Below are 25,644 nucleotides of genomic sequence, written 5' to 3'. Positions count from 1 at the left end.
GACCGACACCTTCCTCGGAGCCCGCTACCGCAGACTCGTCAAACACCGGGGCCATAAGAAGGCCGTCGTCGCGGTGGCCCGGTCAATGCTGGTGATCGTCTGGCACATCATCAACGACCCCGCCGCCCGCTTCGAAGACCTCGGGCCCGACCACCACCAACGCCTGGTCAACCCAGCCCGCAAGACCCAAGTCCTCGTCCGCCAGCTCCAGGCCCTCGGCCACCAGGTCACCCTCGCCCCCATAGAAACTGCGGTCTGAGCACCACAACCACTCCAAGCCCGTCCGCCCGGCTGACGCCGAACAGACGCTGCCGCCTGCCCAGCTGGTCTGGGATTTTCCGTTCAGAGGGTGCCCCGTGGCGCTCATCGGCCAATCACATTGAGCCAGTTGGCCAGCTTGGCGGCCTCTACAAGATCCTCACCCGAGACGCACTGTTCGGCGAGCTCCTCCAGGTCTGTGATGACATGCCGGATTTTCTGGTTCAGCGCGGCCCGAAGATCGGGGTTTTCGGTCATGTTTCTCCTCGTTCTTGAAGGGTGAGGCCGGGCGGTGGTCGCACCCGCCCGACCTCGATGGTCAATTCAGGGCGCTGGCGGAGCTTCCGACTCTGTACACGGAGGAACACTCCCAGCAGAAGGACGAGCCGGGCCGGCGAGGCTTGCCGCAGGAGCCGTTCTTGCCGTCGCACTCGTTCTTCTCACGCGCAGCGTCGATTGCCTGCTGGTCTGTCCATGGCGGGGGCGTCCACGTCTCCTCGGTGCCCCGTGAAGGGCCGAACGGATCCTCGGCCTGGGCGGGGAGCTTCGGAACCGTTGACGGTGGGGGAGAAGCGATAGCGTCCCGCAGCCGGCGGGCCACGATCGCGCCCACCGACGTCTTCACCTCGTCGGGCAAAGGGCGACCAGCGATGACGTGCCGAAGCTGATCCTCCGTCCAGCCCTCGATCAGCATGCCGGTCACCGTCAGGCCCTGATCGGTGAGCGTCTTCCCAGTCAGCAGGAACTGAGGGCTGTTCGCGCCGATCGCGAGCAGCAGATCAACACCTGGACTTCGACTCGACATCTCGCTGCCGTCCTTCCCTCCCGACCCGCTGTTCGACGAGTCCGCAGACAAGGAAGGACGGCTAATGGCTTCACCTGGTGGATCACTAATGGATTGCAGGTCAGATTGACCCCTGCCACAGGTCACATTGACCTGACCATCAGAGCAATCTGACCTGTGGTCCAGGTCAGATTGAACTGTTCGCAGGTCAGAGCCCTGCTGGGGGTACAGGTCAGATTGAACTGTCTGCTGGTCAGAGCCGGTATCCGGGCCGTGCGCAGCAGGGGTGCCATCGAACGATAGGCGGTCGATCTCGTTGTCGTCGTACGCCCGCCGTGCCCGAGCCATCGAAGCCAGCAGCGGCAGGTTCACGCGCGCCAGATTGCTGGTCTCCGCCCGGCGGACCGACCGCACGAGGTTCTTGTTGATCAGCTTCTTCTTAGTGCGTCGTACGGTGCTCACTGACGTGCCGGTGTCCTCGGCGAGGCGTTCCTCGCCAGGCCAGCAGTATCCATGGGGGTCGGTGTAGTTCGTGTACGCCAGGAGCAGCAGCTTCTCGCTGCCCTCCAAGCCGCCGGCGGCGAACACCATCGCCATGTGCTCGACGCTCATTCGGTTACCTCGGAGTCTTCGACCTTGGCGTTCTTGCTGCTGTTGCAGGGACGGCAGAGGGTCTGGAGGTTGTCGGCGCTGTTTGCGCCTCCGAGGACCCAAGGATGGATGTGATCAAGGGTGAGATCGTCGGTGTCCCCACAGCGGGTGCACTGGTAGCCGTCACGCTCGTAGATGAAGTTGCGCAACGCGTCCGAGATGCCCGTGCGCTGCCTCTTCGGCCCCAGGACAGTTCCGAAGTCCTTCCGGCGCTGCCTGCCGGGCGCCTCCGCCAGATCCGCCCGCACCTCGGGGCCCAAGGGAGCCTCGCCGCGAGCCGCCCGGTCGGCATTGACCTGATCGATGTCAGGGAAGGCCGAGTAGGGGATCAGGAGGTCGTAGACCTTGGGCCGAGACCACTCAGGGAGGTGCGCAACCACGCCCTGGTCGCCCTCGGCGATCAGGGCACGTTCGGCAAGGGCTCCCAAGCGGCGCTGAACGGTCTTCGCGTCCACGAGGGCGACAGCCGCGATCTCCTTCTTCGACAAGGCGGCCCCCGTGCCGTCGCTGCGGGCCGCCTCCGCCAGAGCGATCAGGATCAGCCGCTCATGGGTGTTGGCGCCCGCCGCCATCTTGAGCGCCCACAAGATCGGAAAGCTCATGCCGTCACCCCCGCCGTACAGAGGATCACGCTGCGTGGGCTTGCGGTGACATGGACTGCTACGGGTACGCTCATCGAGGTCCTGCTTTCACGAGGTGGACTTTGTGCAGCGGGCTCGAACCCCGCTGTTGTGCTTGGAAGGCCGGGTGGAGCTGCGAACTCTCCGGCCTTCTTGCATGTCCAGGGCTGCCGCGAACCGCGGCTATGCCACTGCGTAACCGGCTCATGAGCGGCGCGGCCGCCGAGCCCGCGGCTTCTTGTCCGGCCCTCTGACGTCCGGCTGCGCCGGGCGCTTCCGGAAGTAGTCCAGGAGTATTCCGGTCTCCATCGTCCGGGCATTGCCGATACGGATGTACGGCAGTCGCTCCCCCTCGCCGAATGGCCAGTCGTCCCGCGTACGGGCGAGGTAGCGGATGGTGTCGCCGGTGGCGTGCGGGAGGAGCCCGTTCTCAACGAGGAGCCTGGCGGCCGACTCGAAGGTCACGAACGGCGGGAGGTTGTCAGGGGTGGGAGTGGTGACCATGAGGTGCACACCCCCCATGGCCTTTTCGGAGTCTCGCAAAAGCCCATAGACTCATAACGAACCCTTCTTCGCGGATCGGTTCACGTAGCCGCTTGTCTTCGCAGGTCGGCGGCTATGGGGGCGGTCGGCCGGGTGATGACCGGTCGGCCGCTCGTGCGTTCAGGCTGGCTGCGTGAACGCGTCAGAGATCAGGCGTTACCGGCCCCCTCCTGCGCTCGGAGTGACGTAGTCCAGCGGAGAATCGTGGATCCCTCGGCAACCTTGACGGCCACCTCGACGACCCGGCCGTCTTCCAGCGTGACGGTACGGACGACCTGAGTGACGACAACCTCGGCGGCGGTCAGCCCCAGCGTTTCCTTCTCAGTTGTTGTGGCGAGCCGGCTGGTGACCTCCTCGAGAACCTGGTCCTGGGCAACGCCCAAACGTGACGCCGCAAGCTCCCTCGAAGCGCCGGTGGATACCGGTTCCTGGAGCTCGGGCGTTACTGCGATCACGTAGGCGGGGTAGTAGCTGCTGCTCAGGTGCACAGGCATACCGCCCCTGCTTACGACCCTGCGCCGAACCTGCACGGGTGTGCCTGGCGGGACTTCAAGCCGCAGGGCGACCAGCGCGTCAGCGCCGACGGTGCCCACTTCGAGAATCCGCGACGACTCGCCGCTGTCGAGAGCGCTACCTGTAGCCGCATGCAACGCGACTCTGGTGCCGATGCTGGTGCTGGCCGGCGCGGCCACAATCGTTCCGACGCCCAGCTTCGTGAGGGTCAGCCCCTCCATCTTGAGGACCCGGTATGCACGGTTCACGGTCGTATGCGCAACGCCGAATTGGTCGCCGGCCTTCTTGAAACTCGGCATCGTGTCGCCGGGCTGAAGAGTTCCGTCCTGGATCTGCTGGCGAAAGTGCGCAGCGATCTCTGCATACCCAGGGGTCTTGGACATGTCCTGCCTCCCTTCTCTGTCGTGGACTGCTCACTTCGTCGTGTGCAGCGGTGTCCCCCTGAGGGTAGTCCACGTAAACATCTCGCGCTAGTACTAGCGCTCAGGGTCGCGATGGGTCTACATTGAGGTTGTCGGAAACGGCGGCGGTCCAGAAACGCCAAAGGGCCCGGGTGTGTCACCACCCGGGCCCGGCGGGGCCACCGAAGTAACCCGACGAACCGTGTCCCACCTGCCGCAACAGGAGGTCGATCCGCGTGAATCAGCGTAACCGCATCACCGGACGCACCGCATCCACCACCGACACCGACTTCAACGAGGCGCTCCAGCGTGTCGTGACCACCCCGGCCGTCCGCACCCGCCGCCTCGTCGCCGCCGGCGTGAAGCGCGGCAACCGCCCCTTCGCCATCAAGGCGGTGGCAGCGTGACCGCCGACATGCCGTTCGACGTCGACCCGCTCCTCATCGCTGAGATCGAGGACCACTTCGACGCCATCGACTCCGAGCCGTCGGAGTGGTCCGCGGCCGCCGTCGCGCACACCCACTCGCAGATCTACGCCGCCGTCACCGGCGCGTTCGACGAGATCGACCTCGTCGACCTCACCAAGACCCTCCTGAGCAACGCCGCCCCGCAGGACCGCATGGCTGTGACTCGGAGGATCGACGACTGGTTCGGCCACATCCCGCACCCCAGCGCAGAAGACGGGGAGCTGTGATGACGAGCGAAGAGCAGCAGGCGCACGCTGCGGCCACCGCCGCTTTGGAAGCCGCCCGCGCCCAGGCCGCCGCCGACCTCGCGGCAGCTCAGGAAGCCGCCGCACGCCTCGCTGAACTCACCAGGGGCCAGCAGTGACCACGAACCCCGTACACACCGCAGGCAACGCGGTACCGGCCCTGGACGACGAGTTCGTCGGCGTCCTCGACGACCTGGCAGGCGTGCACCCCGGCATCGACCAGATCCGGTCCGGGATCCGCCTCCTCGCCCTCGACCGGCACACCCCGGACATGACGCAGACGCTCCTCGCAGCCCTCGCCGGGTCGTCCGACGGCACGGACATCCTCACCGCCCTCGCCCTCCTCATCGGCCGGCTGTCCACCGCCGACACCAACCCCGCCCTCCACAACCTCCCCCTTACCCAGCAGAAAGAGGCCCAGCGCCACGGCGAAGCCGCCGTCTACGACCTCACCGACCCCGACCTCCACCAGCACGCATCCGAAGCCGCCGCCGCCATCGACGGCATCTGACCCCGAAGGACCACCGCCATGCCGAAGCACATGAGGTTCGGACCGGACCTCTCCCAGAAGCTCTACAACGCCATCGAGCGCGACAACCAGCGCGAGGACGCCGGCATGCACGCCGACGACCGCACCACCTGCTGGCCGCACCAGTCGTGGGCTGAGGACTGCGAAGACCAGCACACCCGCTGACCACCCCACCCCTGCGGGGGCTGGTCGAGCCGACAGGCCAGCCCCCGCACACCCCGAAAGGACCCGCCATGACCACCACCGCACCCGCCACCGCCGAGAGCATCCTCGCCCGGTACGCCGCCGACATTGCGTTCGTGGCGGAGGAGAAGCCCGCCACCACGGTCAGCGACTTCACCTACCAGGTGACCGTGGCCGCCGAGAACTTCGAGGCCGCTGGCATCAACGGCGGTGACGAGCTGGCGGCTGGCGCCCAGTACCTCGCCGACGGCGCTGGCGCGACGGACAACGCAGAGCGGTCTGTCCTTCTTGGCAAGGCCGCCGAGTACCTCGCCCGGGCCAACGACATGGCAGACGAGTACCGCGACATGTGCTGACCCGGCCCGCCCTGTCGTCCCCAGCCCCGCGGCTGGTGGCGGCAGAGAGGCCCGGACCACCCGGACCTCGAGCTCCACCAGCACGCACCCGAGCCGCCGCCATCGACGGCATCTGAAGGAGCCGAAATGCCTGACACCCGAGAGCCCGCACAGCTTGTTGCGGACGTCATCCGCGAGGCCGTGACCTGCAATCGAGAGCAGTGCACGCCGGAGGACCACCAGCGCTTCGTCGCCGAGAACCTGCGGATCGCAACTGAGCGGATCAAGAACTCCTGACCACCCCACCGCGGGGTTCGGCCGAGCCGACAGGCCGGACCCCGCACCACCCCGACCTCCACCAGCACGCATCCGAAGCTGCTGCCGCAATCGACGGCATCTGACCCCGAAAGGACGCGAGTTCATGACCACCCAGACCGAGACCACCCAGACCACCACGGCGCAGGAGGTGTCCTTCGAGATCGTCACCATCGATGGGGCGATCTACCGCAAGGGCGAGAAAGCCCCCGTCGGCACCGTCACGACCGCGTCCTTCGGCGCGAACATTTCCGTCTGCGTTGAGTCCTACGCCGAGGTGGGGGACTGGATTGAGATCCAGCTGTCCGACGGGTACGCCGTCGCTTTCCCCGAGTCGCGCATCGCCCGAGTCGTCACCCGCACCCTCTGACCCGGCCCGCCCTGTCGTCCCCAGCCCTCCCGGCTGGTGGCGGCAGGGCGGCCAGACCACCCGGACCCCGCACCACCAGCACGTACCCGAAGCATCCGCCGTCATCAGCAGCCACTGACTCCGAAAGGACCACCCATGACCACGCAGACCGAGACCGCCACGTGGCCCGAGGGCGTCATCGCCCGCTACCTCACCGTCGGCGGGGACACCGTCGACCTTGCACACATGGATCGCTACTACCCCACGGAGGACGGGATCGGCGAGACCCGCAACCTCACCTTCGCCACCTGTGTCGGATGCCACGCGGCCGAGGAGTTCAGTCACTGGCGAGTCGTCAAGCGCATGACCTTCGACGACGAGGTGCGCGACCTGGGTGCAGCCGATACAGCCGCCCGTGCATGGGCGCAGGCGCACGCCGAGAAGTGCCGCGCCATGCCGAAGCCGACCGCCTGACCCGGGCCGCCCTGTCGTCCCCAGCCGGCTGGTGGCGGCAGAGAGGCCCGGACCACCCGGACCCCGCACCCACCCATCCCGCCCCCCGAAAGGCCCTCATGCCGATCACTTTCCGCAAGAGCATCCGGATCCTCCCCGGCGTCCGCCTCAACATCAACCGCCGCTCCTGGTCCATCACCCTCGGCGCCAAGGGCGGCCCGCACTACACGCGCAGCAGCACTGGACGCCGCACCACCTCCATGAACCTCCCCGGCGGGTTCGGATACCGCTCCAGCCGCCGCAACAACCGCACCTGACCCCGTACCACCCGCCAGCACCGATCAGGAAGGACCCGCCCATGCTCTCCCAAGTGCAGAACGCGGTCGAGCAAGTGCCCGTGCAGGCATGGGCAGTCCTGCTCGCCCTCGTCACCCTCGCCTTCGGCTACCGCATCGCCCCGAACCTCCGAGCCCGCGCCGGCCGCCGCAAGCCCCGCGACGCCAAGAAGCGCCGCAGCATCATCGGCTTCCTCGGCATGGGCCTCGTCGTCGTCGCTGGCCTCGCCCTCTCCACCAACACCTCCGCCCGCTTCGCCCAGCAGCGCCTCCACATGGACGCACCCTGGCACATGACCGTCGGCCTCGTCCTCGAAGCGATCGTCCTCGGCCTGTCCGTGTACGCATGGGCGTTCAACGACAAGGGCGCCACCCGGGCCGCGTACCTCCTTGTCTTCGCCCAGGCAATCGGCGCCATCGAAGTCGTCCGGTTCGAAGGCGAAGACCTCGGCACCGCCCTCGTCCGCATCGTCGGCCCCGTCATGCTCGCCTACGGCCTCCACAAGCTCCTCGGCCTCGAAGCGAAACTCGGCAAGGTCGAAATCAAGTCCGACGGGCTCCTCGCCCGCGCCTGGCGCGACCGCCTCAAGCGCCTCGAATCCAAACTCGGCATCGGCTCCCGCGGTGCGGACGCCGAAGCGATTTCCCGGAGCAATGCCGCCGACCAGTTCGTGAACCTGAACTCCATTGGAAAGCCCCGGCGCATGACGGACCGAATGTACCGGCGAGCTCTGGTGAAATCCGGCCGGGCTGCCCTGCACGGTCTCGAAGGGCTTAACCGGCAGATGGCGGAAGCCCGCCTGGTGGACCGGATCGCCTACGAGAAGGGCATGCAGATCGGCGGCCAGCACTTCGAGACAGCGCTGATGCGGGGAGTGCGGTCGAACACCGGATCGCAGGATCTGGACGCGGCCGCTCCGCATGGCTTCACCCTTCTGACCAGCGCGGCTTTCGAAGCCGCACCCTCCGGCCAAGCCGAGGACACGGACGAGCCGCATCCCGACAAGCCGCAGCCGCGTTCGAGCCCCGCAGCGACCGACGCCGAGCGAAAGGCCCGCGCCTTCCGCGTCTACGCAGACCTCAGCCAGCCTTCCCAGCGCGCCTTCATCAAGCTGTGGCGCGAACGCGGATACGGCGAATCCGACCAGACACTCCGAGACCTCTACAACGAAATGCACGCCGCCTTCGAAAAGGCCCGCAAGGGGAGCAACGACTGATGCCCACCACCCAGACCCTGTCCCTGGCCCCGTCCGCGTTCACCAGCCCCGACATCCGCCCCACCGGAACCGACGCCGCGAAGACGGTCGAGGCCCGCATCCCGGACCTCGACATGGAGGAGATCCGCGACGAGCTGTTCGCAGCCCTGCAGAGCATCGAGGACCTGCGTCACCAGCACCCGTACGAGGCCTCTGGGTACGTCGGAGAGCCCGTCTACCGCCCCGTTACGAACGGTGACGGAAGCGGTGATGCCAACGCCAAGACCAACACCAACTTCGGAACCCACACCCCCATCCAGGCCCCCAACCCCCGGAAAACCGCCCTCTGATCAGCAGTTTTCTTGTCGGTTGGCCTTGAGGTTGGCGTTGACCTTGATCTCCGAGTTGGCCTTCCGAACGTCACGCACAGCAACGCCCCAGTCGTCTGAGCCTTGAGAAAGAGGACCCGTCCGTGAGCACCGACAGCTTCAACCTGGCACCCGCCGAGGCCGGTGCCACACTCACCGCTCCGCAGCCCACCACCACCCAGGCCGCCGCCGACACCACCACCCCGAAGAAGACCAAGAAGAAGAACGAAGCGGCCCCCGAAACCCCCACCGACGGCACCGTCGCCGGAGCCGTCATCCCCGGCGCAGCCCTCACCGGCCTCATCAGCCTGTGCTGGATGATCCACCAGTTCGGCCTCCCCGCCGTTCTCGCCGGCGTCATCGCCTGTGCCCTGGCCGCGAGCGCCGCCCTGGTTGCGAAGGCCCGGCGCGGCACGCGGTCCGTACGGAATGCCCGGAAGAACGCCCTGGGCGCCGTCGGCGGTGGCGGGGGAGCGGGTCCTGGCCGCAGTAAGGGCGGGAGCGGGCAGTCCCTTCGCTCGTCCGCGGGCGGAGGTTCCTTCGGCGGTTCCGGGCGTGGCGGCAACCGGAAGCCCGGCAGCGGGTCGCTGGGCGGGTTCGGGGGCGGAGGGAAGGCAGGCTCGACAGGCCCCGGGCGGTCGGGTGGTCCCGCCTCGCTGAAGCCTGCGGGCCTGAACACGGCCAAGAACGGGACGGGCAAGTCGGGCGCCACGTTCAGCCCGGCACCCGGCCGCACCGGTGCCGGAGGTGCAGGCGGTGGCGGAAAGAACCGGATCCCGAACCAGCCCAAGCACCGCGGCGGCACAACGTCCACCGGTCTCGGGTCCGTCGGAACCAGCACCGGTCCGGGGAATCGCGGTGGCCGGGGCGGACCGAACCGGAAGTCGCCGGCCGCGGATCGGCTCGGCCGCATCCACGACCGGAAGAACACCTCTGGCACCCAGAACACGCCGAACATGAAGCCGTTCAAGGACGCCCCGAAGACCAGCACCCCCACCCGGCCGCTCAGCAAGAACGAGACGAAGAAGAACCGGGCCTTGAAGGAAGCCGCCCGCAAAAACGGCGCCGCAGCCGTGGAACTCACGAAGGACATCCTCAAGAACGCCAAGAAGCAGAAGGAGACGGAAGGCAGCCGCCGTCAGCGTCGGGTCAGTGACCGGCTCGACAAGACCCGCGGCAAGGTCAAGCGGATCAAGCAGTTCCAGAAGGACAAGGCGGAGCTCAAGGAAGCACGCTCTGACCTCTGGCGCCTGCGCAAGCTCCGGATCAAGACGGCCACTGCACGTGTCCGTACCGCCGTCCGCCCTGTCACCCGCCGCTTCTCACGGGCGGCCGCTCACGTGTGGCGGTTCGGCACCCACGCCTTCAACCGGGCGCACATGATGCTCGGCACGATTCGTTACGCCGACCTCGGCCCGAACTGGGTGAGGCCACTCGCGAAGCTCCTGCACGCCGTCACCAGCCCTGTCGCCCGCCTCATCCACGCCACCGGGTCCTGGAACTGGCTCAACAAGTGGATGTACCGCAACACGACCACCCAGCCCGACCCGAACGGTCCGAAGCTCAAGCCCGTATCCCCGGCAGCCGTCGCCGCAGCGGTCATCCGCGATCACGCCGCCCACCAGGCAGTCAACAGCCCGTGGGACGCACCATCACCGAAGGGAACACCCGCCATGTCCTCCTCCCTGTCCGGAGCCATGCCGCTCGCCTACGCCGCCGAAGCCGTCCGCAACGCGGGCATCATGCTCCTGATCAACCCCGCCGAGAACATGACCGGCTACGAGGCGACCATCCGTCAGCTGTCCGACGTGCAGGCCGCAATCAGCCAGGTCGTCCAGGCCGCCGCCGCCTCCACCCGCGAGAACTTCGCGGTCAACCCCGTCATCAGCGACGCGTACGACGACACCGCCCAGTACGGGTACAGCCTCGCCGAGCGCCTTGATGCGATCCCCGTCCTGTTCCGGATGGTCCACGCCGAGCAGCTCAAGAACCTTGAGAACCCCACCCCGCAGGCCGCGAAGTGGGACATCGGCGCCAACCTCAACGACTGACCCGCACGCCCCGCAACCGATCCGCCGCAGGACAAGTTCTGAACAGCACCACCGGCCGGGCCCGCACCCCGCAGGCCCGGCCACCACCCCCGCCCAACCCACCAAGGAGCCCACCCCGTGTCCATGTTCGACCGCCCCCGTAACCACGAGCCGATCCCGTGGCGGCACGGCACCATCACCACGCCGCTCTACACCGCGGCCACCGTGTACGCCGGCAGCCTCGCCATGGACCTCGCCACAGACGGCACTGGCCTTCCGATCGCTCTCATGGGGCTCGGCTCCGTCACCGGGATCGTCACCGCCGCCGCATCCCGCTGGTTCCGCACCCGCCACCAGACCGGCCCCGCACGCCTCTTCCACACCGCGTTCACCGCGACCTGGACCACCGCCACCTACGCCTGGCTCACCTGGGCCTCCTACGACTCCCCGTGGACCATGGCCTCCGCCGCAACCGTCGCAATCGCCACCGCAGCCCTCACCCCCGCCTACGCCGTCGACCGCTACCTCCGCCACGACATCATCGCCGCCCAGTGGGCCGAGGAAGCCAAGCAGAACCAAGTCGTCGACGGCAACGAATGGGAGCGCCTCTTCGAACAGGCCGGCGCCCGCGGCGTCAAAGTCCAGACGGACTCCTTCACCACCCGCAGCGGATACGCCCTGCCCCTCAAGCTCACCAGCACCCCGTACAACCAGATCCTTCCCATGCTGCCGATGATCGAGACGAAGAAGGGCGACCTGCGAACCGGCGCCCTCGACCTGCGCCCCGGCGACAGCGGAATGGCCTCCGACGCCGTCCTGTACGTCTCCACCCGCGACGTCCTGTCCGAGTCCGTCAACCTGCCCGACGACGCCCACCCCCTCACCATCACCGAACCCCTCACCCTCGGGATCCTCGAATCCGGCGAACCCTTCGAGATCAAGTTCCGGCAGAACTCGGTGTTCATCGCCGGGAAGAAGGGATCCGGAAAGTCCGTCCTCCTCCACTGCATCATCAGCGTCATCACCCGCTGCACCGACGCCGTCATCTGGATGATCGACATGGCCGAAGGGAACACCGCCAAGCGATGGCTGCGCCCGTGGGTCGAGCAGTGGAAGGACCAGCACGGCAGGCTCATCGACCGGCCCATCCTCGACTGGGTCGCCACCTCGGTCGACGAAGCAGTCCGCCTCCTCAAGGCATCCGTCGCCGTCGCCGACGGACGGGCCCGCCGCATGCCCGGCAGCAAGATCCGCCCCACCGCCGACACGCCGGCCCTCATCGTCATCACCGACGAGAACCCTGTCCTCATGTCCTGCATCCCCGAAGCGATCCAGGAAAAGGTCAGCGGCATCAAGAAGGGCCGCAAGGCCGCCGTCGACTACATCGACGCAGCCCAGCGCGGCACCGGCCCCAACACCGGCGGCGGCGAAGTCATGTCCCAGTACGACACCGTCATCGGCGGACGCTTCCCCAAGAAGGCCGAAGGCCAGTTCGTCTTCCCCGACTACTACCAGCGCGTCGACCTGTCCAAGCTCCCCGGAAACGGCGCCTTCTACGTCCTCGACGAGCAGCGCTCCAAGACCGGCATGGGCCCCGAACGCTTCAAGGGCTACTTCATCTACGACGACGACGAGCACCCCGACGGCACCGAAGCCCGCGTCATCGAGGAGAAGGCCGTCGAACGCTGGGACATCCGACCCGACCTCGACAAGCAGTCCCAGACCGACGCCGAACCCTACGGGTACTCCACCCGCTGGGAAGACAAGGAGCGCATGGCCTGGCTCCTCGACGCCATCGGCCTGCCCACCCACAGCCCTGCCGCACCCGGCCCGACCCCGCAAGGACCGGCCCGGCCCAGCCGCCCGTCAGCTGCAGCCGCCACTGGAACTATCGCCCCGCTGCCATCCATCGACTCCTACCTCGAGCGCAGCCAGCAGCACCAGAACCAGGAGCGACAGGACACCACCGAACCCCAGCTCGACCCTGCGGCACTCGAACGCTTCCTCACAGAAGCCGAGAACCTCACCAAGCAGGCCGCAGTCGACCTCATCAAGCCGAAGAAGGACCGCCGCCACCCCCGGCGGGACGAAGTCACCGACTGGGTCAAGGCGGCAGCCGACGACGGGATCACCGTCGCCGACATTCGGACCCGCCTCGAAGCTCTCTACCCCGGCGAGACCCCGCCGTCAGACACGGCGATCCAGAAGTGGTTCGCCGACCACCCCAACATCGTCAAGCCCGGACGCGGCATCTATTTCTGGGCCGACGAACCGAACACGACGGGGGAGTAGCACCCCCATGCACGGCACCACCCCGCACCAGGCGATCGCCGCCCGTCTCCCCGACGGGCGGCTCCTCATCGCACAACTCAACCCAGACCTGCCCGACAGCCCCCTACGTCAGGCGCTTCGAACCGCAGGAATCGACCTCCCCCTCACCACGAGAAGGGACCAGCCACTGGAGACCCGTTGACCGCCACCCTGAACCCCGACCAGCTCGACCTCGAGGCCGCCCGCCTCTACGACACCGCAGCCTGGCAGCAGATCGTCACCAACTGGCAGTACACCGCCCCCGAACCCACCCCGCGAGCAACGACCGAAGAGGCCGAGAGCCTGGCACCGGGGGACTGGCGGAACCTGCTGTCCGCCCCCGTCGACCAGCTCGTCGACACCGCGATCCGCACCCTCCCCGCCGCCCCGCCCGACGAGCGCCCCCTGCCCGGCCGGCTTGGTGCGATCCTTCCCGACCGCCTGCACTCCTGGCGCCGCATCGGGCAGGCCGACATCCGGCCCAGCACGCACCTCGCCTACGCCCGGCAGATCCTGACGGACTGGGGGTGGATGAATCAGCCGTACAGGCTTCGGAACGGGCGCGGTGCCCGCTGTATCTGCGGAGGGATGCTCACCGCTCACCGACTTGGCTACGGATCCGATGACACCATGAACCGGGCTGGCGCCTGGCTCCTCACCGAACTTCGCCACCAGGGCTGGAACGGACTCATCGGCACCTGGAACCGGGCACCCGGACGCACCGCCGACCACGCGCTCACCCTCATCGACGCCACCATCCGCCGCGCCTCCCACGCCGGACAGTAACCCTCGGAGAAGACCATGTGGCAGTCCCTCATAGCAGTGTCCAGCACCCTCGCCGGTGTACTCCTGACAGCGCTCCTCCAGCAACGCAGCCAGCGCGCCGACCGCGCCACCGCCGCTACTGAGGCCCGACGCCGTGACGCGCTGGACGCCGTTTCCGAGCTGGCCACCGTACTGGCCGACCACCGCCGGGTGATGTGGCGGCGGGAGGACTTGCGGCTGACCGGTGCCGATTGGACCGAGGCCCGAACCACCTCTCACGCCACCAGGGCGGCGATCACCGCCCCCAGCGTCCGCGTCACCGTGCTGCTGCCCGAGCTGGCCGCCGCAGTCGACGCCGCCGCCCGCACCGTCTACTCCATGCGGAATGCAGCCGACCACACCGCACTGGAGGTCGCCCGCGACCAAGCTCTCGCCGCCGCCAACCAGCTCGTTACAGACGCCGGTCGCCTGCTCGCTGCCTGATTGCGGCCCGACTCTGCGCCTCCCGGGGGATACCGGCCCCGACAAACCGCGGTTTGTACGCCACGCTGGTACTGCACGGCCCGGACTGCCGAATCTCCTGGTGTCCCCGCGCCCGGATGACGCACAACGGGCCGTGCCACAAACCCCACACCCGAGCCCACCCTGCGGCAACCCCCAACCGCACAGCGGCTCAACCCGGCGCCACCAGTCATCCCCAGCTGGTGGGGCCGACGCGTGCCACGACACGCCCTTCGTGAGAGCGACAAGAAAATGTGATCGGAGTCACTGTCGGCCGTGGGTCTCGGTGGGTCTCGGTGAGTCTCGGAAGATCTCGTGATGCCCAGTGTCAGAGAATCCGGCCAACGCTGTACTAGAATGTCCTGAATTTCCCCCGGGTGCTGTCAAGTCCCCTTGCAGGGGTCGTCGGTCTGACGCACCGCCCAACTACACTTCCCATCAACGCAAAAGGAGCCCCGCTTCCTCGACGCGGTTTCCTAGGCCATGGGTCGAGGGGGCTCCTTGCGCGGCGTCCAAGCATCAGCAAGACGGAAGGACTCCGTATGGAGAGTAACGCACAACGCACTAAGCAGTGCGTTAGCTTCGCCAAGTGCAGCAGATCAGCGGCTCGTCACCTGCGGAAGTGGGTGGCCAGCCACGGATACGGCGTCCCGACGAGCTTCATGTGCGGCGTGGCGTACAGGCTCGGCGACTTCGCCACAGGCCTGGTCATCGCCTGGCTCATCGCCCGGTACTGACCCGAGCGGGGTGAGGCCAGCGTCGACACGCTGGCCTCACCCCGCCCATCTGCCTCGACTCACTGTGCCGGGCCCTTCGTTACGAAGCCTCCGGGTGCTCCCGGAACCACGCAACCATCTGCTGCAACGGCTGCGACACCGCGAGCGAGTTCCCCTTCGCGCCCAGGTTGTCCATGCCGTAGTGCTTGGCGCGCTTCTCCGCCAGGTCCACGAAGCCGATCGGCTCCCCGTACTTCGCCGGGCCCTCAGCTTTCATCGCCGCCCGCATGTCCTTCGCCGCGGCCAGCTTCGCCGTCACCAGGTCCTGGCACTCGTCCGCCGTCTCACACCCAGGAGCAGCCGCCGCCGTGTACGCGTCCAAGGCCTCGTCCACCCCCATCACGGACGCACTTGGCGACGCCACCGGCTTCTCGCCGCCGCTCCCCCCACCATCCGTACCGCACCCAGTCACCGCCGCGCACAGCACGACCACGACCGCCCACCCCACCGCTCGCACACGTCTCATGCCGGGCATCGTGACAGCCCACACCCACCAGGGGGAACCCAAAGCCGAACATCGTGGATCATCTGAGACAGGCGCGGGGCCTGACAACCACACAGCGGGAGCCCCGACCGCCATGCCCCACTCCAAAGCGAAGATGGCCGAAGTCGCCGAACGGCGCGCCACCCTCATCAAGCTGCGCCGCGCCGGCGTCCCCTTCGAGGACCCCCGAATCCTCGACCTCGGGTACACCACCCGCGGTGCCGCGACGAAGGACTTCTACCGGGCCATCTGCGAACGCCGCGACGAACAGGCCGCCGAGGCCTCCGCCTACCGGCAGGAGGAGAACGAGCGCCTCGACGCGCTCCTCGCCGCAGCATGGCCCATGGCCACCGAGCTGCGCCCCGTCTTCAACAGGGAAGGAGACGAGGTCGGGCAAGAGATCGACCTGAAGGCCGTGGACACCGTCCTCAAGCTCATGGACCGGCGCGCCAAGCTCAACGGGCTCGACATGCCCGTACGTAACGAAGTCACCGGAGCCGACGGCGGCCCCCTCGCGCTCAGCAGCGCCAGCCCCGAAGACCTCGCCGCCCTCATTGCCGCAACCGATCGCCTCAACCAGGACGACCCTGGCAACACCGCCACGTCCACCCCAGACGAAGACGAAGAGGGAGACGACGGGGCGACCGGGACGTGAGCAGCCGTATCGAGGAGCAAGTCGCCCGCTATCGCACCCTTCCCGCGGCGCAGCGCACTGCCATGGCTCGCCTTGCCGACCCGGAACTGCGGAAGGTTCTGGCGTGGGCCGAGAAGAAGATGGCCATCGAGCGGTCACCCGGCTCCATGGCGGCCGTGCTGACCGGTGGCCGCGAATGGCAGGCGCGCCACCTCGACCTGATTGACAAAGCTTTCGTGCGGATCGCGAACGGCGAGCGCATGCGCATCCTGTTGAACATGCCGCCCCGACACGGAAAATCGGCCCGAGCCGCCCGGTGGGCACCCCTCTGGTACCTGGCCCGGCATCCCGACCACCGGGTGATGATCGCCTCCTATGCGGCGAAACTCGCGGAAGGCCACGGCCGGTGGATCCGCGACTCCATCAAAGAGATGGGCTCGCAGATCGGCATCGAGCTGCGGTACGGCTCCATGGCAGCCAACCGCTTCGACCTCGCAGGAACTCCCGGCGGCCTCGTCACCGCAGGCGTCGGAGGATCCTTGACTGGGATGGGCGCAAACGTCGCAATCGTCGACGACCCCCTGAAAGACGCCAAAGAGGCCGACAGTCCCGTCAAGCTCGCCAACCTCTGGGACTGGTGGCAACAAGTCCTCAACACCCGCATGGAACCCAACGGGTCCATCGTGGTCATTCAAACGCGCTGGTCGGAGAACGACCTCGCCGGGCGCATCCTCCAGTCCGGGGCTGAAGGATGGACCGTCCTGGACCTGCCGGCCCTTGCTCTGACCGACAACGACCCTTTGGGCCGCAAGGTCGGCGAACCTTTGTGGCCCGAACGGTTCCGACACAAGCACCTGGCACGGTTCAAGAAGGACGTCGGCGAGCGTGGCTGGTGGGCCCTCTATCAGCAACAGCCACGTCCTCTCGAAGGCGGAGTATGGAAGTGGCCGTGGATCACCACCCACCGCACAAGCCTTGCGGCCTTCCGCGCCGTAGACCTGACACGCGTCCTTGTCGCCATCGACACGGCTGGCGGCCGTGAAGACAGTGATGAAGTGGGCCTCGTGGCAGTTGGCAGCGACGCAGAAGACGAGCTGTACGTGCTGGCTGACCGGTCCCGGAAGATGGGGGCAGCCGAATGGGGCCGGGCAGCCGGACTACTTGCCGTCGAACTTGAAGCAGACGCCTGGGTAGTGGAGTCAAACTTCGGCGGAGACATGGCCTCCCAGATCCTGCGCCAGGCCTGGGCAGAACTTCAGCGGGACGGACTGACCGGCAGCCTGCTGATGCCTCGCATCATCGAGGTAACCGCCAAGGTGGGTAAACGCCTACGCGCCGAGCCAGTCGCCCAGCTCTACGAAAACGGACACGTCCACCACGTTGGCGAGTTCCCCGGCCTCGAAGTGCAGCTCATCTCCTGGATGCCCGGCATGGACTCCCCAGACCGCCTCGATGCCCTTGTCCACGGCCTGACAGAGCTCTCGGACAACGGAGGCGACGGCACCACCGCGGGCACCTACGAACGCAGCGATCCGCCCGGCCGTCGTTGAGCAGGGGCAACACTGGGCCCCGCGCCGCCTACCCTGATCAATAGGCGCGGGGCCTGACTACGTTCCAGAAGGGGCGAATGGTGGGCCTGTTTCGACGCTTCATTGTCGACCGGTGGGGTGCGCTGAACTACAAGCGCGCCTTCGCCGACCCGGCCTACAAGAGGCCCAACCGCGAGGTCTTCCCCCACGCCATGCGCACGTGGGTCCCCGAAGAAGATCGTCGGCGTCTGGCCGCGTACACGCTGTTCGCCGCATACGGGCACAACCAGGCCTGGGAGATCGCGTCCATCCAGGACCACACCGATGCGTCCGCGCGCCGCGAGTTCGGTGACCCGGCAATGCTCGTTGCGTCCATCGCGTCGCACATGCTGGGCAAAGAGCAGATGATCACCGTCCGCGGTGCCGAGGACGCAGAACCGTCCGCTGGTACCACCGCCACCTCGGAAGCCCGGCACGCCGCGGACGTCCAGGAAAAGTTGCGGGCGTGGGCCAAGGTCGAGCAGTTCGCGCTCCGGCTTCAGCAGAGCGAACGCAAGGCTGTCCGTGAGGGGGACAGCGTCTACCTCCTCGGGCTCGACATGGCCAAGCAGCGCCCCCGGCTGTCCGTTATCGACCCTGGCTTCTACTTCCCAGACCTCCCCGACAACGCCGGAGACTCCGCGGACTTCCCGCGCCGTATCCATTTCGCGTGGGAGGTCGAGGCTGACCCGGCCGTGTCCGGGTCCAAGCCGAAGCTGCGCCGGCTGACGTACGAACTCGGCCCCATTGGCACTGCAACCGTCCCCGACTTGGACGGCCCCCGCCCGGTCCGCGTCCCCGCGTTCGCCGCAGACGGACAGACCCCGCTCATGACCCCCGGCGACGTCTATGACCCCGAGCGCGGACAGATCGGTCGCCAGTACCCGTGGAACGACGCCCCGTCCACCCTTACGTGCTACCTCACCGACGCCGAGTGGGACCTGGACGACATCAAGGCAGACCAGGACGTCTACACCCTCGACTACCGGTACGCGACGTTCCAGCAGGGCCCCGACGGCGAACTCCTCGACCACCTCGACCTGTGGCACGACTTCCTGCCGGTCATCCACATCCCGAACACCATTCCGGAGGACGGGCACTGGGGCGAGTCCTCGCTGGCCCCGCTGCTGCAGCTGTTCGATGAACTGCAGGGCACCGACACCGACTCGTCCCAGGCGTCCGCGACAACCGGCTCCCCGATTCTCGGGATCGTGAACCCCGACGCCAAGGGCGGCGGCCGGCGGAGCGAACCCAAGAAGATCCGAGTCCAGCCCGGCATGACGATCGAGATGGCGCAGGGAGGCAACCTGATCACCGTCGACACCTCGCCCCAACTGGCCGAGCTCCGCAACAAGACCGCCGAACTTCAGGACCGCCTGTCCCTCAACGCCCGAATGCCCGCTGTCGCCCTCGGCACCCTCGACCCGACGAAGGCACCGTCAGGGTTCTCCATCCAGCTGTCCTACGGCCCCATGGACCCCCTCATGGACTCCATGCACCTGGCCCGCGACGACAAGTACGCGCTGCTCTTCAAGTTCGTCCAGCGCCTCTACCTGGCCGCCCAGCACCCCGACTGGACCGGGCCCGTTGTCGACGCCCAACTGACCTGGGGCACGTACAAGCCGACGGACAAGGCCGCCACCCTCGAAATGGTCCGAGGGGCGGTCAAGGACGGCGTCATGTCGCTGGAGACCGGCATCCGGCTCCTGATCGAGGCCGGGTACCCGATCGACGACGCAGGCGAAGAGATCGAACGCATTCAGTCCCGCCAGTTCGTTGCCGCCCGCGACCTGGCCGACGCCACCGGATCCACCGACGCCGTCAGCGACTTCCTCGGCATCGACATCAACCCCGACCCCGCACCGCCCGTCGTGCAGCTGCCGCCCGCCACAGGCCCGGCGGCAGACCCCGCCCAGGGGAGCAGGGGCAACGAATGAGCCGCGCCGTGCTTTCCTTGATCTCAGGCGCGGGGCCGACAACTACTCCCTTGGGAGGATGTGCCCCCATGCGCCGCCCCGCGCTGCACCACCCGAACCGCGCCGACTCCACGGCGTGGGCCCACCCGTACCCGACGGGTGTCTTTTCCCCGGTCTTCTACGCCTCGGGAGACCCGGCCAAGTCCGCCGAACCGACCACGGAGGCGGAGGCGGAGACGCCGAAGCCGAAGCCGCCGGTGCCGTCCGCGGGCCGGCCTGGGCTCCAGGACGGCGAGCTCGTCGTCCACAAGGACTGGCTCGAGCAGAAGCTGACCGTCGAAAAGGACGTTGGTCGGCGCAACGGGAACCAGCGGCTCGCCTCCGACCTCGGCTTCGACGACGTCAAGGCCATGCGCGCCTACGTCGAAGAGAAGCGACAGGCCGACCAGGCGCAGCTCAGCGACGCCGAACGCCGCGCCCAGGAACTCGAAGAGCGTGAACGGCAGATCGCCGCCCGTGAGGCCCAGGCCGACGCCCGAATCGCCGCAGCGAACCGACGGTCCGTCCTAGTCGGCCTCGGTGCCACCGGTGACGACCTCGACGACGCCACTGCTCTCCTGCGCGTCACGAACGACGCCACCGACGAAGACGTTCAGACCGCAGCAGCGGCACTCAAGGAGCGCCGACCGGAACTCTTCGGATCTCGGAGCGCAGCCGCACCCGCCCCGGCGCCGCCCGCCCCGACAGGACTTCCGGGCTCCGGCGTCCCGCGCCCCGGCGCCTCGCAGCCCAAGCCCGGCGAGCGCGGCCTGGCCATGCTCCAGCGCCGCGGCAAGGTTCGTGCCGACAGTTAGACCAACGCACCACCCGCAACTTGGGACCACGCCCTCTCCTCGTGGACGCGCACCAGCAGGTGCCGATCAGCCAACCGCCACCTGCAGTTTTAGGAGAGGGCAGTGAACGACTTCCAGCCCATGCGTACGAGCGAGGAAGCCACAGCCGACCGGCCGTGGCTCGCCTCCCTCGTCGGCGTGCACGACGCGAACACCATCACCCTGGACCTGACGAAGTTCGTCGCCGGCGTCCACTACGAGGCAGGCAACCTGCTTCAGCCCCGCAACGTCCTCAAGTCCGGCCTCCCGCTCGGCCGACTGAAGGCGTCCGGGCTGTACGCCCCGTACTCCGGCCCGGTGTCCGAGGTGCAGACGGTCACCGTTACCGGCGCTCCGACCGGCGGCACGTACACGCTCACGTTCTCCGGGCAGACCACCGCGGGCATCCCGTTCAACGCGACCGCTGCCCAGGTCAAGGCCGCGCTCGAGGCGCTGTCGAACATCAACCCCGGTGACGTTCTCGTCTCCGGCGGACCCCACCCGGGCACCGCGGTCGTCGTCACGTTCGCCGGCCAGTACATGGGCGACGACCAGCCGCAGATGACCGCCTCCGCCACCGGGCTCACCGGTGGCACCACCCCGGCCGTCACCGTCGCCACCAGCACCGCGGGCGGCGGCGCATCGGCATCGGACGGCACCGAGGTCCTCGCCGGGTTCCTCGCCACCGAGTCGATGTTCGCACCCGGATCCACGAAGACGTCCGGGGCGCTCCTGTGGTTCGGCGAGGTCTTTGCCGACAAGTGCCCGATCCCGTTCGACCCCACCGACATCGGCGCGACCGCGCCCGGCGTCAACATCCACTACCGGTAAGTCAGGAGACCAGCCATGGGCACCACTCTCGACCGTCTCCTGCGGAACGTCACGCCGGAAGACATCAACGCCTACATCAGTGGGCTCCCCGTCCCGAACACGTACGCCCTGACGCAGAGCGTCATCCCGGAGCGCAAGATCTACGGTCCGAAGTTCCGTATCGAGTCGAACAAGCGACGCATCAACGCCGCGAAGTTCCGGGCCTTCGAGACCCCGCACGCCCTCGCGAAGCGCCAGGCCGAGCGAGTCGTGAACGAGGGCATGCTGCCCCCGGTCGGCCAGACCCTGGAAATGGGTGAGCTTTCACTCATCCTGTTCCAGGCCCGGCGCGGAGCGGATGACCAGGAGTTCATCGACGCTCTGTACGACGACCTCGAACGTCACTTCACCTCCATCAAGATCGCCATGGAGATCGCGGCCGGGGAGCTCCTGTCCACCGGCGTCGTCAACCTCCCCGGCGTCGGCCTCGACGTGGACTGGAACGTCCCCGACGAGAACAAGCCCGTCGCCGCAACCCCGTGGGACCAGGACGGCGCGACGCCGCTCACCGACGAGATGGCGTGGATCCGCTACCTCAAGAGCGTCGGCGCTCCGAAGCCTGCCCGGGTCATCACCTCCGAGCGCGCCGCGTCCGTGCTGGCCTCCAACCTGGAGTACCGCACGGCGTTCTGGAACTCCTCCAGCCCCGGCACGACCCCGTCGACGACCCTGTCGCCGCCGGACGTCAATGCCGTCCGCGCCCGGTGGAACCTGCCGCCGATCGAGATCTACGACGAGCAGGTCTGGTCCGACGACCAGTACATCCGCACCACCCCCGAATCGCTGTGGGCCATGGTCCCCCCGAACCCGGAGCAGTGGGCGCAGACCCAGTACGGCGTCACCGCGGAGCAGGACAACCTCGACGAGGGCGAGAACCCCGGCATTGCAGCTGCGCGGGAACCTGGCATTTACGTCTCCATGGAGACCAAGGCCAACCCGCCGTCCGTCTCCACCACGGCCAACGCCATCGCGATGCCGGTCCTGTACGTCCCGAACTTCCACATCAGCGCAACCGTGCTGTCGAAGGACTGATCCCCATGGCGAAGCTCGCACGGGCCGTCTTCGTAAGGGACCCGGACAAGCACCAGGACATCCTGCTGCGCGCAGGAGAGACCCCGGCACCGCAGTACGCCGCCCTGGTCACCAACCCTGCGTGCTGGGAAGGCGGCAAGCTGCCTGCGGCGGTGAAGAAGCACCTGGCCGCCGGAGCGGACGCAGGCAAGGGAAACGACGGCGCCGGAGACGGTCTGGACGACGCCTCTGGCGCCGCCCAGACCCTTTCCGACGCTGACGCCCAGACCGAGGCGGACCAGCCCGCCGAGGACACCAAGCCGGCCGCGAAGAAGACCGCGGCCCGTAAACCGGCCGCGAAGCCCGCGGCCGACTGACCGGCTCGGGGCCGGAGGCCGCCGAAGAGGGCACCGGCGGCCAACAGGATGCGGGCCCACCCCTGGTGGGGGCGCCAGCGGGCCCGCATCCCGTCCCCCTTCCCACCCACACCCCCGGAGGACCCATGGACGCCGCAGTACGTGCCTGGCTCGCCTCGGAGCTTGGCAAAGACAGCGACTTCACCGACCTTGAGGTCCGCTACACCCGCCTCGGCACCGCGCGCGCTGTCGCGTTGGAAGTGGTCCGGGAACGACTGGCCGCACTCCGCTCCCAGCCGTCCACCGTCAACGTGTCCTCCGTCGTCTCCGTGTCGTACATCGAGAACATCAAGGCGTACGAACGGCAGATCGCTCTCCTCGAGGACGGCCAGCCGCCGGCACCCGACGACCCGGACGACGGCGAGAGCAGCGACGGGTTCGGCGTCATGTTTCTCGTGGAACGGCCCCGCCGATGACCACCCCCACCCGAGAACAGACGGACCAGCACGAGGAACTCCTCGCCCTGATCGCACTCCTCCTGACCCGCCTCGTCCGAACGTGGCGAATCCTGGGAACAGCCCAGGACACCCTGCTGCGAACCCTGGAACGCATCCGACCCGGCCGAGGTGCCACACCCCGCATCCGGGCCGCCGTACAGCAGTACAACCAGCAAGTCGCCCGCTTCAACCGGGAAGCCCGCGCCCTCGCCGAGAAATGGGCGTCCACCGACCTGCCGACCGCATACCGCGACGGCGCCCTCCAAGCTCTCCGGCGTGCCAACCGTGACCTAACCATGTTTCGGTGGACGACCGACCACCAGGCGGCGCTCACCCCGATCACCGCAACCTTCTACGTCGACCTGATCCGGCGCATCCAGGAGACAGTGCGCCGCGCCCAGGCATTTGCCCGCGCCGCCCAGGGCGCCGCCCGCGAGGTGGCCGCCGGCCGTCAGCACGAAGGCATCGACAGCCCTCGCCTCGCCGCCGACCATCCGCTGACCACGGTCATCTACGCCGACCAATCCCGGCACCCCGTCGACGCGTGGGCGCGCTCCGCACTCCTGTGGCAGGGCGTCGTCGCTGCGAACACGGGGGCCATCAACACGGCGCGGTGGGAGCTGGACGCCCAGTGGATGCAGTGCGTGGACGGAAGCGAGTGTGGATTCGTCGCACATCAAGACACCGATCACGCCGACGGCACGATCCGCAGCATCGACGACGCCGGGTCATACCCGCTGGCCCACCACGGCTGCATCAGGTCCTGGATTCCCCGCCCCGACCTCAACGGACGCATCGACCTCGAATCCGGAGACCCCGCATGACCGCCCCGAGCATGGCCGACGAACCACGACACGTTCGCATCACCGCCGACGGAGTCAGTGGACGGGTATCCATCGACGGCGTCGACGTCAGCCGCTCCCTCCAGGGCTACAACCTTCAGCACCAGGTCGGCGGCCCTCCGGTCCTCATGCTTCACACCGTCCCGCACCGAGGGCTCGACTTCGAAGGCCTCGCCCACGTCGCGGTCGCCGCCCCTGAGCAGGACGACGGGCAGATCGTGGCCGCGTTCCTCGCGAACATCGAACCGGCCGCCCTGGAACACGCGGCCCTCGAACGGGACGACCTCGACGGGTCCCCGCACGAACTCACCGTGGCGATGCTGGCGCAGCTCGCCGACTGGGCGCAGGGGAGGACCTGATGGGTGGACTGGACGCAGCGCTCGCCGGTGTCACTGCATGGATCGGGGAGAACCTTCTTATCGACGCTGTGCGCATCACGTTGCCTGCAGCAGGCGACCCAGTCCTCAATGAGGACACCGGTCAGCTGGAGTACCCCGACGGAGAGGTCCTCTACGAGGGGCCCGGCGGGGTACAGGGCTCCTCTGCACAGGCGGAGATCGTCGCCACGCCGAACCACAACCTGCCGTGGGTGTCGGAGACGACGTCCCGGTACCGGCTGTTCACCCCCCTTGCCGCGCCAATCCCGCCGAAGGACGCGGTTGTGACCGTCGTCGCTGTCCACGACCCGGCCCGCACGAGCCTGCTCGGCCGGTCATGGATCTGCACCGACCCCGGCCGAGCCGGAACCGTCGAAGTCGTCCGCATCACCCCGCTTGACCAGCTCCAAGGGGAGGTGACGCCGTGACTCCCGAGGAACTCGCCGACCGGCTCGACCGTGCCGCCACCCATGTCGGCCCCGCGATCCAGCGGGCCGTACGGCACGCCGGCGAGCTCGGCCATGCCCGCATCCGGGGCAACGCGTCCGGTCGCCCGGGGCCGAATGTCATCACCGGCGCCTACCGCAACTCGTGGGAGACAGCGAACCGGAGCCTGCCGTACGGGGCTCTGTGCACCATCGGCACGAACGCCCCACAGGGCAGGCGCCTGGAGTTCGGGTTCGTCGGCCCAGACAGCCTGGGGCGCGTATACAACCAGCCGCCGTTCCCGCACGTCGGGCCTGCTATCCCGTACATCGGGGCGACGCTGATGATGGAAATGCGGTTCGCGGTTGCGGAGGTGCTCCGGTGATCCCCAGGCATCCCGTCACGGCCGCCCTGGCCGCGCTCCTCACCTCTGCGACAAGCCTGCCCGTGGGCCGCGGCCGCATGCCGGATGCCAAGCCCCCGTACTACCTGCTGTACTCCCTCGACACCGGACTTGACGGGCCGCCGCTTGCCGACACCCACGACGACATCTCCCTCGTCTACCAGGTGACGTCCGTATCCGGCCCCGACCCGGCCCGGCCGGCATCCGCCGGCACGCTCGACCAGGCGGAACTCCTCGCCGACAAGGCCCGGACCGCGATCCTGGGACGTGACCCGGTCACCGGGCTGTGGCTGCACCCGCTGACCATCCTCGGCGTGAAGGTCATGGCCAGAGCCCTGGACGTCGAACCCGGGGCAACGAATGACCCCCAGGATGGGATCATCAGTTATGTGCAACGGTTCAGGTTCGACCTGACCCCAGCCTGACCCCTGGCCAGGCGTTTTACCGCACCGCGGCGGCCC

35 protein-coding genes and 1 pseudogene are annotated in these 25,644 nt (G+C 68.0%); 30 read left to right on the top strand and 6 right to left on the bottom strand.

From position 1 onward, the window contains the following. Nucleotides 1-259, top strand: a pseudogene (locus ABZ826_RS24015) (IS110 family transposase); the annotation flags it as partial. Between the two features lie 104 nt (nucleotides 260-363). On the opposite strand, the gene ABZ826_RS24010 reads toward ABZ826_RS24015, so the two are convergent. The 5 genes from ABZ826_RS24010 to ABZ826_RS23990 all read right to left on the bottom strand — a co-directional run bounded on the left by ABZ826_RS24010 (nucleotide 364) and on the right by ABZ826_RS23990 (nucleotide 3,752). Beyond that, complete coding sequence (locus ABZ826_RS24010; protein WP_361451804.1) at nucleotides 364-516, bottom strand: hypothetical protein; 153 nt, start codon at nucleotides 514-516, stop codon at nucleotides 364-366. Nucleotides 517-577: 61 nt separating this feature from the next. Next, nucleotides 578-1,654: a helix-turn-helix domain-containing protein gene (locus tag ABZ826_RS24005; RefSeq protein ID WP_361451801.1), complete on the bottom strand. Its 1,077-nt coding sequence runs from the start codon at nucleotides 1,652-1,654 to the stop codon at nucleotides 578-580. Then, nucleotides 1,651-2,295, bottom strand: a complete 645-nt coding sequence (locus ABZ826_RS24000) for an HNH endonuclease signature motif containing protein (protein ID WP_361451798.1) — start codon at nucleotides 2,293-2,295, stop codon at nucleotides 1,651-1,653. The genes ABZ826_RS24005 and ABZ826_RS24000 overlap by 4 nt, the downstream gene beginning before the upstream one ends. Before the next feature lie 222 nt (nucleotides 2,296-2,517). Further along, entirely contained in the window at nucleotides 2,518-2,817 is a 300-nt protein-coding gene (locus ABZ826_RS23995; RefSeq protein WP_361451795.1) for a hypothetical protein, read from the bottom strand. Between the two features lie 188 nt (nucleotides 2,818-3,005). Continuing rightward, the gene (locus tag ABZ826_RS23990; RefSeq protein ID WP_361451792.1) at nucleotides 3,006-3,752 is read right to left on the bottom strand and encodes a GntR family transcriptional regulator; all 747 of its coding nucleotides are present in this window, start codon (nucleotides 3,750-3,752) and stop codon (nucleotides 3,006-3,008) included. A 254-nt stretch (nucleotides 3,753-4,006) separates the two neighbouring features. Here ABZ826_RS23990 and ABZ826_RS23985 point away from each other — a divergent pair, with 254 nt between their 5' ends. From ABZ826_RS23985 to ABZ826_RS23910, 16 genes are all read left to right on the top strand, one after another. Beyond that, entirely contained in the window at nucleotides 4,007-4,177 is a 171-nt protein-coding gene (locus tag ABZ826_RS23985; protein ID WP_361451789.1) for a hypothetical protein, read from the top strand. After that, a complete protein-coding gene (locus ABZ826_RS23980; RefSeq protein ID WP_361451786.1) occupies nucleotides 4,174-4,464 on the top strand; it encodes a hypothetical protein in 291 nt (96 codons plus the stop codon). Before ABZ826_RS23985 ends, ABZ826_RS23980 begins: the two co-directional genes overlap by 4 nt. Then, entirely contained in the window at nucleotides 4,464-4,601 is a 138-nt protein-coding gene (locus tag ABZ826_RS23975; RefSeq protein ID WP_361451783.1) for a hypothetical protein, read from the top strand. The genes ABZ826_RS23980 and ABZ826_RS23975 overlap by 1 nt, the downstream gene beginning before the upstream one ends. After that, on the top strand, nucleotides 4,598-4,993 hold the full coding sequence (locus ABZ826_RS23970; RefSeq protein ID WP_361451780.1) for a hypothetical protein: 396 nt from the start codon (nucleotides 4,598-4,600) through the stop codon (nucleotides 4,991-4,993). The genes ABZ826_RS23975 and ABZ826_RS23970 overlap by 4 nt, the downstream gene beginning before the upstream one ends. An 18-nt stretch (nucleotides 4,994-5,011) precedes the next feature. Beyond that, nucleotides 5,012-5,176, top strand: a complete 165-nt coding sequence (locus ABZ826_RS23965) for a hypothetical protein (protein WP_361451777.1) — start codon at nucleotides 5,012-5,014, stop codon at nucleotides 5,174-5,176. Nucleotides 5,177-5,244: 68 nt separating this feature from the next. Beyond that, nucleotides 5,245-5,550 carry a hypothetical protein gene (locus tag ABZ826_RS23960; RefSeq protein ID WP_361451774.1) on the top strand — a complete coding sequence of 102 codons (306 nt, stop codon included), beginning with the start codon at nucleotides 5,245-5,247 and terminating at the stop codon, nucleotides 5,548-5,550. Between the two features lie 126 nt (nucleotides 5,551-5,676). Next, nucleotides 5,677-5,826: a hypothetical protein gene (locus ABZ826_RS23955; protein ID WP_361451771.1), complete on the top strand. Its 150-nt coding sequence runs from the start codon at nucleotides 5,677-5,679 to the stop codon at nucleotides 5,824-5,826. 124 nt (nucleotides 5,827-5,950) lie between these two features. Next, nucleotides 5,951-6,214 carry a hypothetical protein gene (locus tag ABZ826_RS23950; protein ID WP_361451768.1) on the top strand — a complete coding sequence of 88 codons (264 nt, stop codon included), beginning with the start codon at nucleotides 5,951-5,953 and terminating at the stop codon, nucleotides 6,212-6,214. 135 nt (nucleotides 6,215-6,349) lie between these two features. Beyond that, nucleotides 6,350-6,667 (top strand): hypothetical protein, encoded by a 318-nt coding sequence (locus ABZ826_RS23945; RefSeq protein ID WP_361451765.1) that lies wholly within the window; start codon nucleotides 6,350-6,352, stop codon nucleotides 6,665-6,667. Nucleotides 6,668-6,765: 98 nt separating this feature from the next. Continuing rightward, nucleotides 6,766-6,963 carry a DUF4236 domain-containing protein gene (locus tag ABZ826_RS23940; RefSeq protein ID WP_361451762.1) on the top strand — a complete coding sequence of 66 codons (198 nt, stop codon included), beginning with the start codon at nucleotides 6,766-6,768 and terminating at the stop codon, nucleotides 6,961-6,963. 41 nt (nucleotides 6,964-7,004) lie between these two features. Then, a complete protein-coding gene (locus ABZ826_RS23935; protein WP_361451759.1) occupies nucleotides 7,005-8,198 on the top strand; it encodes a hypothetical protein in 1,194 nt (397 codons plus the stop codon). Continuing rightward, nucleotides 8,198-8,527 (top strand): hypothetical protein, encoded by a 330-nt coding sequence (locus tag ABZ826_RS23930; RefSeq protein ID WP_361451756.1) that lies wholly within the window; start codon nucleotides 8,198-8,200, stop codon nucleotides 8,525-8,527. Before ABZ826_RS23935 ends, ABZ826_RS23930 begins: the two co-directional genes overlap by 1 nt. A gap of 122 nt (nucleotides 8,528-8,649) precedes the next feature. Next, entirely contained in the window at nucleotides 8,650-10,596 is a 1,947-nt protein-coding gene (locus tag ABZ826_RS23925) for a hypothetical protein (protein ID WP_361451753.1), read from the top strand. A gap of 117 nt (nucleotides 10,597-10,713) precedes the next feature. Continuing rightward, a complete protein-coding gene (locus tag ABZ826_RS23920) occupies nucleotides 10,714-12,867 on the top strand; it encodes a hypothetical protein (RefSeq protein WP_361451750.1) in 2,154 nt (717 codons plus the stop codon). Between the two features lie 177 nt (nucleotides 12,868-13,044). Further along, on the top strand, nucleotides 13,045-13,671 hold the full coding sequence (locus tag ABZ826_RS23915; RefSeq protein WP_361451747.1) for a hypothetical protein: 627 nt from the start codon (nucleotides 13,045-13,047) through the stop codon (nucleotides 13,669-13,671). Nucleotides 13,672-13,707: 36 nt separating this feature from the next. Beyond that, complete coding sequence (locus tag ABZ826_RS23910) at nucleotides 13,708-14,133, top strand: protein kilB (protein ID WP_361451744.1); 426 nt, start codon at nucleotides 13,708-13,710, stop codon at nucleotides 14,131-14,133. A gap of 834 nt (nucleotides 14,134-14,967) precedes the next feature. Here ABZ826_RS23910 and ABZ826_RS23905 read toward each other — a convergent pair. Next, nucleotides 14,968-15,393, bottom strand: coding sequence for a hypothetical protein (locus ABZ826_RS23905; protein WP_361451741.1), 426 nt, complete (start codon nucleotides 15,391-15,393; stop codon nucleotides 14,968-14,970). A gap of 112 nt (nucleotides 15,394-15,505) precedes the next feature. Here ABZ826_RS23905 and ABZ826_RS23900 point away from each other — a divergent pair, with 112 nt between their 5' ends. From ABZ826_RS23900 to ABZ826_RS23840, 13 genes are all read left to right on the top strand, one after another. After that, complete coding sequence (locus ABZ826_RS23900; RefSeq protein ID WP_361451738.1) at nucleotides 15,506-16,066, top strand: hypothetical protein; 561 nt, start codon at nucleotides 15,506-15,508, stop codon at nucleotides 16,064-16,066. Next, complete coding sequence (locus ABZ826_RS23895) at nucleotides 16,063-17,595, top strand: terminase family protein (protein WP_361451735.1); 1,533 nt, start codon at nucleotides 16,063-16,065, stop codon at nucleotides 17,593-17,595. The genes ABZ826_RS23900 and ABZ826_RS23895 overlap by 4 nt, the downstream gene beginning before the upstream one ends. Before the next feature lie 77 nt (nucleotides 17,596-17,672). Then, the gene (locus ABZ826_RS23890) at nucleotides 17,673-19,550 is read left to right on the top strand and encodes a hypothetical protein (RefSeq protein WP_361451732.1); all 1,878 of its coding nucleotides are present in this window, start codon (nucleotides 17,673-17,675) and stop codon (nucleotides 19,548-19,550) included. 68 nt (nucleotides 19,551-19,618) lie between these two features. Further along, nucleotides 19,619-20,383: a hypothetical protein gene (locus ABZ826_RS23885; protein WP_361451729.1), complete on the top strand. Its 765-nt coding sequence runs from the start codon at nucleotides 19,619-19,621 to the stop codon at nucleotides 20,381-20,383. 102 nt (nucleotides 20,384-20,485) lie between these two features. Then, nucleotides 20,486-21,232: a hypothetical protein gene (locus ABZ826_RS23880; RefSeq protein WP_361451726.1), complete on the top strand. Its 747-nt coding sequence runs from the start codon at nucleotides 20,486-20,488 to the stop codon at nucleotides 21,230-21,232. A 15-nt stretch (nucleotides 21,233-21,247) separates the two neighbouring features. Next, nucleotides 21,248-22,303: a major capsid protein gene (locus tag ABZ826_RS23875; RefSeq protein WP_361451723.1), complete on the top strand. Its 1,056-nt coding sequence runs from the start codon at nucleotides 21,248-21,250 to the stop codon at nucleotides 22,301-22,303. Between the two features lie 5 nt (nucleotides 22,304-22,308). Continuing rightward, nucleotides 22,309-22,659 carry a hypothetical protein gene (locus tag ABZ826_RS23870; protein ID WP_361451720.1) on the top strand — a complete coding sequence of 117 codons (351 nt, stop codon included), beginning with the start codon at nucleotides 22,309-22,311 and terminating at the stop codon, nucleotides 22,657-22,659. Nucleotides 22,660-22,784: 125 nt separating this feature from the next. After that, on the top strand, nucleotides 22,785-23,114 hold the full coding sequence (locus tag ABZ826_RS23865) for a hypothetical protein (RefSeq protein ID WP_361451717.1): 330 nt from the start codon (nucleotides 22,785-22,787) through the stop codon (nucleotides 23,112-23,114). Further along, on the top strand, nucleotides 23,111-23,959 hold the full coding sequence (locus tag ABZ826_RS23860; protein ID WP_361451714.1) for a hypothetical protein: 849 nt from the start codon (nucleotides 23,111-23,113) through the stop codon (nucleotides 23,957-23,959). Before ABZ826_RS23865 ends, ABZ826_RS23860 begins: the two co-directional genes overlap by 4 nt. Then, nucleotides 23,956-24,336, top strand: a complete 381-nt coding sequence (locus tag ABZ826_RS23855) for a hypothetical protein (protein WP_361451711.1) — start codon at nucleotides 23,956-23,958, stop codon at nucleotides 24,334-24,336. The genes ABZ826_RS23860 and ABZ826_RS23855 overlap by 4 nt, the downstream gene beginning before the upstream one ends. Continuing rightward, nucleotides 24,336-24,782 carry a DUF6093 family protein gene (locus tag ABZ826_RS23850; protein ID WP_361451708.1) on the top strand — a complete coding sequence of 149 codons (447 nt, stop codon included), beginning with the start codon at nucleotides 24,336-24,338 and terminating at the stop codon, nucleotides 24,780-24,782. The genes ABZ826_RS23855 and ABZ826_RS23850 overlap by 1 nt, the downstream gene beginning before the upstream one ends. Beyond that, nucleotides 24,779-25,165: a hypothetical protein gene (locus tag ABZ826_RS23845; protein ID WP_361451705.1), complete on the top strand. Its 387-nt coding sequence runs from the start codon at nucleotides 24,779-24,781 to the stop codon at nucleotides 25,163-25,165. Before ABZ826_RS23850 ends, ABZ826_RS23845 begins: the two co-directional genes overlap by 4 nt. Next, entirely contained in the window at nucleotides 25,162-25,608 is a 447-nt protein-coding gene (locus ABZ826_RS23840) for a hypothetical protein (RefSeq protein WP_361451702.1), read from the top strand. Before ABZ826_RS23845 ends, ABZ826_RS23840 begins: the two co-directional genes overlap by 4 nt. Nucleotides 25,609-25,644 lie beyond the last annotated feature (36 nt).

It is taken from the genome of Streptomyces sp. NPDC047515, from assembly GCF_040643055.1.
GTDB lineage: Bacteria > Actinomycetota > Actinomycetes > Streptomycetales > Streptomycetaceae > Streptomyces.
Note: the sequence above shows the minus strand (reverse complement) of the source record. Positions and strands in the feature narration are given on the sequence as shown.